Source organism: Laedolimicola sp., assembly GCF_051972735.1.
Lineage (GTDB): Bacteria > Bacillota > Clostridia > Lachnospirales > Lachnospiraceae > Laedolimicola > Laedolimicola intestinihominis.
In genome coordinates, this window is the sequence record NZ_JBOKYU010000013.1 from 1 (window position 1) to 12,957 (window position 12,957).

Here is a 12,957-nt window from a genome sequence, read left to right on the forward strand (position 1 = left end):
CTATATCTCCATGTTCCCACAGCTGGTGGCGGGTCCCATCGTCCAGTACGCGGATGTGGACGCCCAGCTTCAGAAGCGGGAAATGTCCCCGGAGAAGTTTGGAGACGGAGTCCGGTATTTTATAAGCGGCCTTTCGAAGAAGGTGCTTCTGGCCAACAATCTGGGCGTTATATTTCAGGAAATTACGGCCCTTTCCGGCCTGTCGGTACTGTCAGCCTGGCTTGGCGTGCTGGCCTATACTCTTCAGATTTATTTTGATTTCAGCGGCTATTCCGATATGGCCATCGGCCTTGGGAAAATGCTGGGCTTTGGATTCCGGCCCAATTTTAACTATCCCTACTGTGCGAAAAGCATTACGGATTTCTGGCGGCGGTGGCATATGTCCTTAAGCTCCTGGTTCCGGGAGTATGTGTACATCCCGCTGGGCGGTAACCGGGTGAAAGCAGGACGGCATATGTTCAATCTGCTGGTGGTCTGGATGCTGACCGGGCTCTGGCACGGGGCCAGCTGGAATTTTGTGGTCTGGGGCCTGTATTACGGAATTTTGCTGATTTTCGAAAAATATGTATTAAAAGGAAAAATCGAACAATGGCCGGTACTAAGACGGGTGTACACGCTGTTCCTGGTGATGACAGGCTGGGTGTTCTTCTTCAGCCCCAGTCTCACGGCGGCGGGGCAATATCTGGCGGCGCTGTTCGGACGGGGCGCAGCCGGCCTGGCGGATGCGGCGGGGCTTTATTACCTGACCACAGGACTTGTTCTGTTTATCCTGGCGGCATTATTTTCCACGCCGCTGCCATTTGGAATCTGGCGGAAGCTGCAGGAAAATGACTGGTGGGACGGTCTGATTTTAGTCGGATATCTGGCGCTGTTTTTGTTGGCAGTGGCATATCTGATTCGGGATACGTATAATCCGTTTTTGTATTTCCGATTCTGAAAACGGGAAAATAGATGGACAGAGGCTTACGATGAGAGACAGAAAAAATTTGAATAAAATATTGGGACTTGGCTTCGTGCTGGTGCTGGCCGGTTTTACTGCAGCCAATTTCCTTCATAAGGATATGAAATTCTCCGACACGGAAAACCGGATGCTGCAGCAAAAGCCTGCCTTCGGCCTGGCGGAGCTGGTGGACGGTCGCTTTATGAGCAGCTTTGAAAAATACCAGACCGATCAGTTCGCCTTCCGGGATCAGTGGATTCGCCTGCAGACGGCGGCGGATCAGCTGCTTGGCAAAAATAAATCCGGGGATGTATATCTGGGAGAAAATCAGCTTTTTGAGGAACCGTCGGAAATCGGAAACGAGGTGTGGAAAAATCTGGACGCCATCAATCACTTTTGCAGCCAGTATCCGGACGTGCATTCCTATCTGATGCTGGCTCCGGACGCGGCGTCTGTACAGAAGGAGCGGCTGCCGGGATACGTGCCGGTGGCAGAACAGGAGCAGCAGCTTCAAACGCTTCAGAGGTATCAGGAGGAACAGAACAGTTCGGTGACGGAAATCCCCCTGTATGAGACGTTGCGGGCGCATAAGGACGAATACCTCTATTACCGGAGCGACCACCACTGGACCACGCTGGGGGCCTGGTACGCCTATGAAAAGGCGGCGGAGGTGATGAACATTCCGGGAGTGGCGGAAAAGGCGGAGAACATCGGGGAAAAACTGTATCCGGTGACCGCGCAGTTTCAGGGAACCTTGTCCGCAAGGAGTGGTTATCAGGTTTCGGACGATACCATCGAGGTCTACTGGCCGGAGCCGGAGACTGAATTGGTGGTCACCTACGTGCAGGAGCAGACAAAATCAGCTTCCCTGTATGCGTCAGAGAAGCTGAGTACCAAAGACAAATATGGCATGTTTTTAAACGGCAATCATCCGTTGACCGAGATCCGAACCATGGCCTCCACGGGCCGGAAGCTGCTTCTTGTGAAGGATTCCTACGCCAACTGCTTCGTGCCTTATCTGACCGACGGCTTCGAAGAGATTGTGCTGGTGGATCCCAGGTATTATTACGACAATCTGGAAAAGCTGATGGGGCAGTATGGGTTCACGGATGTGCTGTTTCTCTATAATTTAAATACGTTTTTGGAAGACGACGTGTTACATTATGTATTGGAATAATAGCCGACAAAATAAGTCGTTTCCCTGGATATAGCTATTTATAAGAGTTGAAACGCCAGCTCCTGCTTTAAAAAGAACTTCTGCACCATCTGATCCCAGGCGTGCTCCAGAGACTTATCCATGGTAAAGAGATTTAAAGACAGGGCGGTAGTACAGATGACGTTTCCGTCCTCATAGCGGATATTTAAGGCCAGGCCGTTTACATCTCCCAAAGAAAAGGGGGAAGCGGTCTGGTTTAGTAATTTTTCCGTATTTTCCGGTGAGAGCTGAAAGGTAAAGCGAAAGCCCAGAGGTGTCCGTTTCCCCTTGATAAGCTCCAGGCAGAAGGGCTTTAATTCCTGCCAGCGCGCGAAACGGCGCGCAGAAAGCCCCAGGGCTTCCTGTTCTTCTTTTGTATAATAGTCCGGATGCAGATGCCCATCGAAATGGAAGGTGCTGTAGGTGATGATACTGCCCTCCACCACATGGAACGCATCGAAGGTCTGAGAAAGTAAAAGCTTATTCATGAAAGCCTTTACGTCTTCCATCTGAAAAGAAATCATAGAAACCTCCTGTGAAAATAGAATACAGCCTGTTTTTAGTATACACAGAACGAATCGATAATTCAATGAAAACAGAGCCTGGATTTGAAAATATCGTTTTATACTCGTTTTATAGGTAGTAGAGCTCTCTGATAAATAGTTCACAGAAAGTAAAAATTCATGTATACTGTGAGATAGAAAAACACGACAAAGGAGGAACATCCCTATGAATAAAATTGATCACGCCGAAAAACTCCTGCAGCTCACCGAGGAGGGGACTTCGCCCTTCCATGTGACCGCCAGTGTGGAGCGGCAGCTTCAGGAGGCAGGTTTTAAAAAAGTGCAGTTGGGAAAAAACTGGAAACTGGAAAAGGGAGGCCGTTACTATATGACCCACCACGGAACCAGTCTGGTGGCATTTACCATAGGAAAGAACTACCGGACCGGCGACGCCTTCCGCATGGCGGCGGCTCATACAGACTTTCCGGGACTGCGGATCAAGCCCTCGCCGGAGGTGAAGAAGGCGGGCTACCGCCAGCTCAATGTGGAAGTTTACGGAGGCGCCATTTTAAATACCTGGCTGGATCGTCCCCTGTCTGCCTCCGGGCGGGTGGCCCTTCGAAGTGACGACGTCTTCCATCCCCAGATGCGCTTAGTGGACTTTAAAAAGCCTTTCCTGACCATCCCAAACCTGGCTATCCATATGAACCGGGAGGTCAATAAGGGCGTGGAGCTGAACCGCCAGAAGGATATGCTTCCGGTCTTCGGCCTGGAGGCTTCCGAGGAGTTCCTGACCCGTCTGGCGGAGCGGCTGCAGGTGAAGAAAGAAGATATCCTGGAGTACGAGCTGGGACTTTACAATACGGATACCGGCGATTATCTGGGCCTTTCCGAGGAATTTATTTCCTCACCCCGTCTGGACAATCTGACCAGCGTGCAGGCCATTACCACGGCGCTTCTGGAAGGCGGAAGGGATCGGGGGATCAATGTGGCAGCATACTTTGACCATGAGGAAATCGGCAGTCGCACAAAGCAGGGCGCAGGCTCGACCCTTTTAAGCGCCGTGCTGGAGCGGATTCTTCTGTCCCTGGACGGAGGCCGAGACCAGTTTCTGGAGGCCTACGGGGACAGCATGCTGCTCTCCGTGGACGTGGCCCACGGAATCCATCCCAATCATACGGACAAGCATGATCCCACCAATCAGAACGTGCTGGGAAAGGGCGTCTGCATCAAGGAGGCCTGTAGTCAGTCCTACGCCACCGACAGCGAGGCCGTGGCCATCGTCCAGCAGATCTGTGACAGCGGGGAGATTCCCTGTCAGAAGTTTGTGAACCGCTCCGACAGTGCGGGCGGCAGTACCCTGGGCTCCATCGCGTCCTCCATTCTGCCCATCCGGACCGTGGATATCGGCGTTCCGCTTCTGGCCATGCATTCCAGCCGGGAGCTGATGGGAACCTCCGACCAGGAAAGCCTGGTGCGACTGGTGCAGGCATTTTACAGTTTATCATAAAAGGTATTGAAAAGCTCATAGCGTTGTGTTAATATGTAATGTAGTATTTAAAACTACATAAAATAATTTGAAGAACATGAGATTTTGTATGGAAACCGTGAAGATGTTGAGCGGTTGAAAATAGAGACAGTGGAGGAATGGGAACGTTATGAGTTATAAGATTGTCATGGACAGCTGCGGGGAACTGCCGGAAAGCTATAAGAAGGACGGGCATTTTGAACGTGTGCCGCTGACCCTGGATATTGACGGACATCTGGTAGTGGACGATGAGACCTTTGATCAGGCAGACTTTCTGAAAAGAGTGGCTGCCAGCCCCAATTGTCCCAAGTCCTCCTGTCCGTCTCCGCACCGGTACCTGGAAGCCTATACCTGCGACGCGGATCACGTATACGCGGTGACGCTTTCCGCAGAGCTGAGCGGCTCCTATAACAGCGCAGAGCTGGGTAAGAAGCTGTACGAGGAGGAATACGGGGAAAAGAAAATCCATATCTTTAATTCCCGCTCTGCCTCCATCGGAGAGACGTTGATTGCCCTGAAGATTGAAGCCTGCGAAAAGGCCGGCATGAGCTTTGAGGATGTGATTGCTGCCGTGGACGCGTACATTGCGGATCAGCATACGTATTTTGTACTGGAATCGCTGGAGGCCCTCCGGAAGAATGGCCGTCTGAGCAATCTGAAGGCCTTTGTGGCAAATGCCCTGAATATCAAGCCGGTCATGGGAGCTACCCCCCAGGGAACCATCTGCCAGAAGGATCAGGCCAGGGGCATGAACCGGGCGCTGAAGCGTATGGCCGATTACGTGGCAGAGGAGATAAAGAATCCGGCAGAGAAGATTGTGGCGATTTCCCACTGCAATTGTCCCGAGCGGGCGCAGTTTGTGAAAGAGGAGATCGCAAAACGGATTTCTGTGAAAGATTTCCTGATTCTGGATACAGCCGGAGTCAGCAGCCTCTATGCCAGCGACGGCGGCATTATTGTGGTGGCGTAAGGAAAAAGAATAATTTTTTCATAGCTTTTTCACAAAGTTATGCTATAATAAAAAGCAGCAGAACGAAGTCCGACTGGATTCCGTGAAAAAGCGAGAGAGGAAATCGAGATTATGAGTCAGGAAAAAGTAGATCGTTACAAAGAGCAGAAAGCCAACCGCAAGAAGATTATGGCAAGAGAAAAGCACGAGAAGTTCCTCGTGAAGCTTTGCGCAGGCCTGGTAGCGCTGGCGCTGGTTTGCTGGCTTGGCTATTCCATCTACGATAGTGCTAACAAACCGGATACCTCAGATGTAGCGATCACCACTACGGCGATTGATGAGTATGTGAACACATTGCAGCAGTAGGAGGAGAAAAGGAAGAATCGCTGCAAAATACAGTCGGGAGACACAGAAAGTGTGAGCGATATTTTGCAGCGATTCCTTAAATATTTAAGAAAACGGTTGACAAGTCAAAAAAATATGGTATTCTATATTTATAAATAAGTAGGTTTGTTACTCCTTCGGAGGCTTATCCTACAGACATTGATGTGTCTGGGATAATGTTCCGAAGTTTTTTTTGTGCGTAAAAAGGGGATTAAAGTGAGAATTATTAAAAATATCAACAACAACGTATCTCTGTGCCAGGACAGCCAGGGCAGGGAAATGATTGCTTTTGGAAAAGGAATTGGGTTTATGAAACCGCCCTGTGAGGTGCCTCTGGAGAAAATACAGAGAACTTTTTATAATATTCCGGAAAATTATATCCACGTGATGGAAGTGATCCCGGAAGATATTCTGGAGCTGGCGACAGAAATATACGATTATGCAAGAGAACGGCTCCAGCATACGCCCTCCAGTGTGATATTTACGCTGGCTGACCATATTCAATTCGCGATTAAAAGAGAGATAGAACATATCAGTATCCAATTGCCGATGCTTTATGAAATAAAAAATCTTTATCCGGAAGAAACGGAGATAGGAAAGTACGCAGTAAAATTGATTAACAGGAAGTTTAAGCTTCATCTTCCCAGGGAGGAAGCGGCAAGCATTGCTCTGCATTTTATCGGGGGAAAAGTTACAGCTGTTCAGCAAGCAAACAGGGATGAAAAAGATATTGTGGATCAATGTACTGGGATAATAGAAGAAGCCATGAAAATTCAGATTGATAAAAACGGATTTAACTATTCCCGTTTCCTGACTCATCTCCATTATTTGCTGGAAAGAGTAAAGAAGAATGAAAGTCTCAATACGGAAAATGAAAAAATGTACGAAGAGCTGAAGAGACAGTATCCCAAGGCTTACGAGTGTGCCCTGAAAATAGAAAAATATCTGAAGGTGCAGCTGAAAAATGAAGAAATACTGTATCTGATTTTACATATTAACCGGTTGTGTTCCAGAGAAGAAAAGGAATGACTGTAGTGAAACAATGTGAACGTCACAGCATGAGCGCGCAATGCTGTGTTGTTATAAAAAAGATTAAGGAGAATAGAGAGAAAAATGGCTAAGAAAGAGAAATACCAGGAGCTGGCAGAGAATGTAATTCCTCTGATTGGCGGAAAAGAAAACATTTCATTTTTTACACATTGTGTTACCCGCCTGCGGTTTGACTTAAAGGACAAAGGGCTGGTCAGGAAAGAGGAAATAGAAAAGCTTTCCGGAGTTGTAGGTGCACTGTGGTCCGGAGAACAGTTCCAGATCATCATTGGACAACAGGTAGATGAAGCCTATCAGCTGGTTTGCAAAACGGCTGGCTTGCAGGCACAGGATACAGGAAAAGAAAACGTTGGAGAAGATAGGAAAGAAAAACTGACCTGGCACAATGTGGGTAACAGGATTCTGAGTACATTATCGGGATGCCTGACTCCGATTATTCCGATCTTGATTGTATCTGCAATGTTCAAGACCCTGATTGCTGTGTTTGGGCCGAATATGTTGAACATTATGCCGGAAACGAGTGATCTGTACATTTTGTTCAATTTTGTAGGTGACGCATCCTTTTACTTCCTGCCGGTAGCGGTGGGTTATACAGCGGCCAAAAAATTTGGAGTGAATCCTCTCCTTGGAATTTTAATGGGAGCAATATTGATTCATCCGACCTTCAGTGCCATGGCAGATGGAGAAACCACGTTCCGGGTATTTGGAATTCCGTGTCTTGTGCAAAATTATACCTCCAGTATTTTCCCGTCCATTTTATCGGTATGGATTATGTCCTATATCGAACGCTTCTTTAACAAGAAGACACCGTCTGTGCTAAAACCGGTATTTGCACCGTTTTTGACAATTCTGGTAACGCTGCCCCTGGCGCTGTGCGTACTGGGACCGGCAGGACATTTCCTTGGGAAATATATTTCGGAATTCTTTTTGTGGATGGGAAATTCGGGCGGAATCGTAAAGGTTTTGGCAATCGCTATGGTTGCAGCCCTGTGGCAGTATCTTGTTATGAGTGGTATGCACTGGCTTCTAATCACTACTACAATGGTAGTGATGGCAGAGACAGGCCAGGAGTCTTTTGTACTGGCATCAAGCTGTTCAGCCTTTACGGTAGGTGGTATGTGCCTGGGAGTATTTCTCCGGGAAAAAGACGGTGAAAAGAAATCTCTGGCACTTTCCTATATTGTAGCTCAGTTGATTGGAGGAATTACGGAACCGGGTCTGTACGGTGTGGGCTTACGCTATAAAAAACCACTTTTGGGAATGATGGCAGGCGGTTTTGCAGGCGGTCTGTATGCAGGAATTATGAATCTGACTGCTTACCAGATTGTACCAGTGGGAAATTTCTTAAGCCTGTTGGATTTCCTGGGAGGATCCAATATGAACTTTATTAATGGTATTATTGCGGCAGTTATTGCATTTGGAGTTGCAGCAATCACGACTTACTTTATTGGATTTGAAGAAAAGAAAGTGGTGTAAATGAAAGAAATTATATTCAGAGCAGATGATTTGGGCTATTCAGAAGGTGTGAATTTGGGTATTGAAAAAACAATCAAAAAAGGGGTAGTCCGTACAGTTGGACTGATTGTAAACCTGGAACATTCCCAGGAAGGCTATGAAATGGTTCAAAATTTTGAAATCTGCCTGGGGCTGCATGTAAATATTTCGTATGGGAAACCAGTATCAGATGTATCAAAGCTGCCTTCTCTTGTAAAAGAAAATGGCTGTTTCCGGTCATCGAGCGAATATAACGGAGAAAAGGTAAAGATAGATTATGATGAGGTGTTCCGGGAGACAGAGGCCCAATATCTGCGCTTTCGGGAGATGTGCGGACGTGAACCGGACTATATGGAAGGACATGCGGTTCTGAATGAAATCTATTTCCGGGCTATTCAGGCAGTGGCTGGGAAATACGGGATACAATATATTCCGGTTCTGACCAGTCCGGAGAATTTTATGCTCATAGGAGGCAGACGCGTGCATTTCTGGATGGAAAGTATGCAGCCGGATTATGATCCCTGGCGGACATTCAGGACTATATGCGAAGGCTCCAGAGAGGATGTGGAGGTAATGATTTGCCATCCGGGGTTTGTTGATGATGAATTGTTGCTGGCGTCTTCACTTCTGATACCGCGGGTAAAAGAAGTGGCATTTTTGACCCGGGTAGAGCAGAATGGGATGCTCCAGCAGTATCAGGTAAAAAGCACAACATACAGGCAGCTGGAAAGTGAGGAGAGCGCGTGAAAATTTCTGTTCTTGTGACGCAAATGCTGATCTTGTTTCTTATGATTGGCTGTGGCTGGCTGAGTGGGAAAGAAAAGCTTCTGAAAGAGGAAATTATTCCAGATTTTTCAAGGATAGTGTTAAATATCGGTATTCCGGGAGTAGTATTATCTTCCGCAACAGGAGGGAGCAGATTTACGGTATCGGAGGTGCTTCTGTATTTGCTGGGATTTTTCCTGTTTAGTGTACTGTGTGCGTTGATGGCAAAAGCAGTGGTATGGATAACGGGTATCAAAACGGACAGAAGGCTGTATGAATTTATGTATATGTTTTCAAATGTGGGATTTATGGGGCTGCCGGTAGTAGAGGCAGTCCTGGGGAAAGAGGCACTGATTTATGCAGTGCTCTTCCTTTTGCCCAACAATCTGATGCTGTTTTCGTATGGAGAATATCTGATGCGTGATAAAAAAGGAATTTCTCTGAAAAAGCTGGGAAATCCTCCCGTCATTGCGTCGATGCTGGCCATTGTAATCTGTCTTCTGCATTTACAGCTTCCTCCGGTGCTGGAAAAAGCACTGACATCTATGGGCAATATTACGACTCCCATGGCTATGCTGATTATTGGTGCGTCATTGAGTCAGGCAAAAATCCGGGAAATGCTTGAGGATTATAGAATCTATGTATTTCTGGCAATAAAAATGCTGATACTTCCGATTCTCTATTGGCTGATACTGAGTCGTCTGCCGATTCCGGAGGAGGTTGTGGTCATGATGATCCTGATGATGGCGATGCCAGTTCCGTCCAATACCGTTATTTATGCCGGATTGTATCAGAAAAATATAAAACTGGCGTGTGAGGCTTCGGTATTGACCAGTCTGGTGTGCGTGATTACAATTCCGCTTGTGTTTGCGGTGATTTCTTTGTTTTAAATTACAAGACACATAGGGGGTGTTGCATATGCAACACCCCCGCATTTTTATTTCGATTTTTTCTCTTTCTTTTCAGCCTTCTCCGGAGCTGCAATATTATACTTCTCCGCATAAGCATTGAAGCACTCCTGATAAGCTTCGTCCCGCATGTGTCGGACGCTCTTTACGTACTCGTGGGTGTCGAATTCGGAACTGTCAGTCTCAATCATGGCAACGGCCACGTTGGAGCAGTGGGCTGCCACACGTTCCAGGTTGGTCAGCAGATCGTTGAAGGCGAAGCCCTGCTGGAATTCACATTTGCCCTCCCGGAGACGGGTGATGTGACGGTTCTTCAGCTCGTTGCAGAGCATGCCGATGAGCTCACGTAAGGGCTCCACCTTACGGGCAATCTCCAGGGAATCGGTGCAGAAGGCGTCTACCGTCAGGTCTGTGATTTCCCGGATAGAAGCGCTCAATACGCTGATTTCATACTGGGCAGATTCGGAGAAGCTGATCTTCTTCTCTGCCAGCTCCAGGGCCACCTTGGAAATATTGACGGCGTGGTCGCCCAGACGCTCAAAGTCGCTTAAGGTGTGCAGAAATTCGGATACCTGCTGGGTCTGGGTGCTGTTCATGGGCTGACCGGTCAGCTGCATCAGGTAGGTTCCCAGCTTGTCCTCGTATTTGTCGATGAGGTTCTCTTTCTCCTGAATCTTGTTGTATTTCTCCTGGGAGAAATCCTTCAGAAGGGCGAAGGAACGGCTCAGATTCTTGCGGGCCTTTTTGGCCATGCCGTTCATAGCGGTATGGCTCTGGGTGATAGCCAGGGCCGGGTAAGCCAGGAAACGCTCCTCCAGCAGATCGAAGTCTGCCTGATCCTCCAGCTCCTCCGGGTCATCCTTCACAAGCCAGAAGACGAATTTCTCGATGAATCCGATAAAGGGCACCAATACCAGAATGGTCGCCATACGGAACACGGAGTTCATAAGCGCAATGGTCACAGGCCGCATAGTCATATCCATGAACGGGAAATGCACGAAAGCATTGACCGTGTAGAATACAATGGACCAGAAAATCATACCGAACAGGTCGTTCAGCAGATAGATCAGGGCAGTACGCTTACCGTTCTTATTGGTTCCGATGGAAGAGAGAAGCACCGGACATGCCGCGCCGACGCCGATACCCATGGTAATCGGAAGAGCCGCCGCAAAGCTGATGCTGCCGGTCATGGACAGGGCCTGGAGGATACCGACGGAAGCGGACGCACTCTGCAGCACGGCGGTGAAAGCGATACCCACCAGAATACCCATGAACGGGTTCTCAAAGGTGGTCAGCAGATTGACGAAGTGGGGACTCTCCTTTAAGGGAGAGACAGCGCCGCTCATGGTCTGCATGCCTACCATCAGAATAGAGAAGCCCAGCATGATGTCGCCCACATTTTTATAAGTGGTCTTCTTCACGAACATCTTGAAAATGATACCGATGATAGCCACTACCGCGGAAATGGTAGCGGTGGACAGAAGCTGGGCGATGCCGCTGGAGCCGTCGATGTAAGACAGACAGAGGATCCAGCCGGTCACACTGGTACCGATGTTGGCTCCCATGATGATACCGATGGCCTGAGCCACCTTCATCATACCGGAGTTTACAAATCCGACCACCATGACGGTGGTAGCGGAGGAGGACTGGATGATGGCGGTCACGGCAGTTCCCAGAAGAATACCCTTTAAGGGCGTGCTGGTGAGCTTGTAGAGCACCAGCTCCAGCTTATTTCCTGCCACCCGTTTCAGTCCATCTCCCATCATGGACATACCGAAAAGGAATAGAGCGACTCCGCTTAACAGTGTCAGGATAATTGATATTCCATTCATTGTTTTTTCTCCTAAGTGTTTTTTTCATTTACACGAACATTTCTATTATATGATAATTTACGCGGGTTTTACAATCCCTTAACTGCATTTTTATGAAAATTCAATGTAAAATTTACAAAAACAGGGAAGGATGAGGAGGATCTGCCGAAGAACAGGCGCAGCCTCTAAAAACTTGAAAAGGGAAAATGGGTCTGCTAAAATAAATCTGTATCAGAAGAAAAGAAATAAAAGTCCATGGCAAAACGGGATGGACAGGGGATAAAAAGAGAGAAGGGTGAAGCAATGAAACAGACAGAAGAATGGAATGCTGCAAGAAGTCGGATAGAGAATCAGATAAAGGAACTGCGGCATCGGCTCCATACCTGCCCGGAGATCTCGGGGCAGGAACAGAAGACGAAGGCCGCCTTAAAGCAATTTCTGGAAGAAAATACCGGTTTGGAACTTCGCGGCTGTGGCGGAGGTTTTTACGCGGCATATCGAAGCGACATGGTGGATCCGGCGAAAAAAGGGATCGCCTTCCGGGCTGATTATGACGCATTGGCCTTACCGGAGGGCGGCGCGGCCCATCTCTGCGGCCATGACGGTCATGCGTCTGCCCTCTGCGGCGCGGCGCTTCTGTTGGAGCAGCAGATAAAAGAGGGGCGGGAACCGGGAAGAAATGTATTCTTTCTGTTCCAGCCCGCCGAGGAGACCGGGACGGGCGCAGCGACCTGCTGTGAGCTTTTTGAGAAGGAAGAGATCGGAGAAATCTACGGCGCGCATAACCTGCCGGGCTTTGCCTTCGGAGAAGTGTATACAAAGGAAGGAACCTTTGCCTGCGGCTCGGAAGGGCTGACCTTACGGTTCCTCGGAAAGCCCACCCACGCAGCCTATCCGGAGCTGGGCGTCTCCCCGGCCCCTGCTGTGGGACAGCTGTTGACCGGGATCCCGTCATTTTTAAATAAGAAAGAACACGGCTACAGCGGTATGGCTCTTTGCACCGTTATCGGCGTACAGATGGGCGAGAAAGCCTTCGGTGCGGCGGCTGAGAAGGCGGAAGTCTGGCTGACCCTCCGGGCGGAGCGGGGCGTGGATCTGAAAAAATTGCGTCAAATGGTACTGACCCGTGCGGAAGAACTGGCGGCACAGGACGGCCTTATCCTGGAGACAGAGGAGCAGGACGTCTTTCCGGCTACCGAAAATGACAGCGCCTGCGCCAAAAAGGTATTAAAAGTCTGTGGCGGCCGCATCCTGCCGGAGCCTATGCGCTGGAGTGAGGACTTCGGCCATTACCTGAATCGTTGCCGGGGGGCGTTCTTCGGCATCGGAGCAGGCGTGGAGCATCCGGGGCTTCACACAGAGACTTACGAGTACCCGGACGGGCTGCTCATGCGGACGGCGGAGAGCTTTTTAAAGCTCCTGTAAGATAG

Annotated in this window: 12 protein-coding genes; 10 read left to right on the top strand and 2 right to left on the bottom strand. The window is 48.9% G+C overall.

Annotated features, from left to right (window positions below; all coding sequences use genetic code 11):
* Both ACTRC3_RS04920 and ACTRC3_RS04925 read left to right on the top strand, forming a co-directional pair.
* On the top strand, positions 1–937 hold a 937-nt coding region (locus ACTRC3_RS04920), incomplete at its 5' end, for an MBOAT family O-acyltransferase (protein WP_440321980.1).
* Between the two features lie 31 nt (positions 938–968).
* Positions 969–2,117, top strand: coding sequence for a DHHW family protein (locus ACTRC3_RS04925; RefSeq protein WP_440321982.1), 1,149 nt, complete (start codon positions 969–971; stop codon positions 2,115–2,117).
* A 38-nt stretch (positions 2,118–2,155) separates the two neighbouring features.
* On the opposite strand, the gene ACTRC3_RS04930 is transcribed toward ACTRC3_RS04925, so the two are convergent.
* Positions 2,156–2,659: a DUF5721 family protein gene (locus ACTRC3_RS04930; protein WP_440321984.1), complete on the bottom strand. Its 504-nt coding sequence runs from the start codon at positions 2,657–2,659 to the stop codon at positions 2,156–2,158.
* 205 nt (positions 2,660–2,864) lie between these two features.
* Here ACTRC3_RS04930 and ACTRC3_RS04935 point away from each other — a divergent pair, with 205 nt between their 5' ends.
* From ACTRC3_RS04935 to ACTRC3_RS04965, 7 genes are all read left to right on the top strand, one after another.
* Positions 2,865–4,148: a M18 family aminopeptidase gene (locus tag ACTRC3_RS04935; RefSeq protein ID WP_440321986.1), complete on the top strand. Its 1,284-nt coding sequence runs from the start codon at positions 2,865–2,867 to the stop codon at positions 4,146–4,148.
* Between the two features lie 148 nt (positions 4,149–4,296).
* The gene (locus ACTRC3_RS04940) at positions 4,297–5,136 is read left to right on the top strand and encodes a DegV family protein (RefSeq protein ID WP_440321988.1); all 840 of its coding nucleotides are present in this window, start codon (positions 4,297–4,299) and stop codon (positions 5,134–5,136) included.
* A gap of 111 nt (positions 5,137–5,247) precedes the next feature.
* Positions 5,248–5,481: a hypothetical protein gene (locus ACTRC3_RS04945; RefSeq protein ID WP_440321990.1), complete on the top strand. Its 234-nt coding sequence runs from the start codon at positions 5,248–5,250 to the stop codon at positions 5,479–5,481.
* 234 nt (positions 5,482–5,715) lie between these two features.
* Entirely contained in the window at positions 5,716–6,528 is an 813-nt protein-coding gene (locus tag ACTRC3_RS04950; protein WP_440321992.1) for a PRD domain-containing protein, read from the top strand.
* An 84-nt stretch (positions 6,529–6,612) separates the two neighbouring features.
* Positions 6,613–8,025 carry a PTS transporter subunit EIIC gene (locus ACTRC3_RS04955; protein WP_440321994.1) on the top strand — a complete coding sequence of 471 codons (1,413 nt, stop codon included), beginning with the start codon at positions 6,613–6,615 and terminating at the stop codon, positions 8,023–8,025.
* Positions 8,026–8,790, top strand: a complete 765-nt coding sequence (locus ACTRC3_RS04960; protein ID WP_440321996.1) for a ChbG/HpnK family deacetylase — start codon at positions 8,026–8,028, stop codon at positions 8,788–8,790. It begins immediately after the preceding gene.
* On the top strand, positions 8,787–9,698 hold the full coding sequence (locus ACTRC3_RS04965) for an AEC family transporter (protein ID WP_440321998.1): 912 nt from the start codon (positions 8,787–8,789) through the stop codon (positions 9,696–9,698). Before ACTRC3_RS04960 ends, ACTRC3_RS04965 begins: the two co-directional genes overlap by 4 nt.
* 47 nt (positions 9,699–9,745) lie before the next feature.
* On the opposite strand, the gene ACTRC3_RS04970 is transcribed toward ACTRC3_RS04965, so the two are convergent.
* Positions 9,746–11,548: a Na/Pi cotransporter family protein gene (locus ACTRC3_RS04970; protein ID WP_440322000.1), complete on the bottom strand. Its 1,803-nt coding sequence runs from the start codon at positions 11,546–11,548 to the stop codon at positions 9,746–9,748.
* A 282-nt stretch (positions 11,549–11,830) separates the two neighbouring features.
* Between ACTRC3_RS04970 and ACTRC3_RS04975 the strand changes: the two genes are divergently transcribed.
* Entirely contained in the window at positions 11,831–12,952 is a 1,122-nt protein-coding gene (locus tag ACTRC3_RS04975; RefSeq protein ID WP_440322002.1) for a M20 metallopeptidase family protein, read from the top strand.
* Positions 12,953–12,957 lie beyond the last annotated feature (5 nt).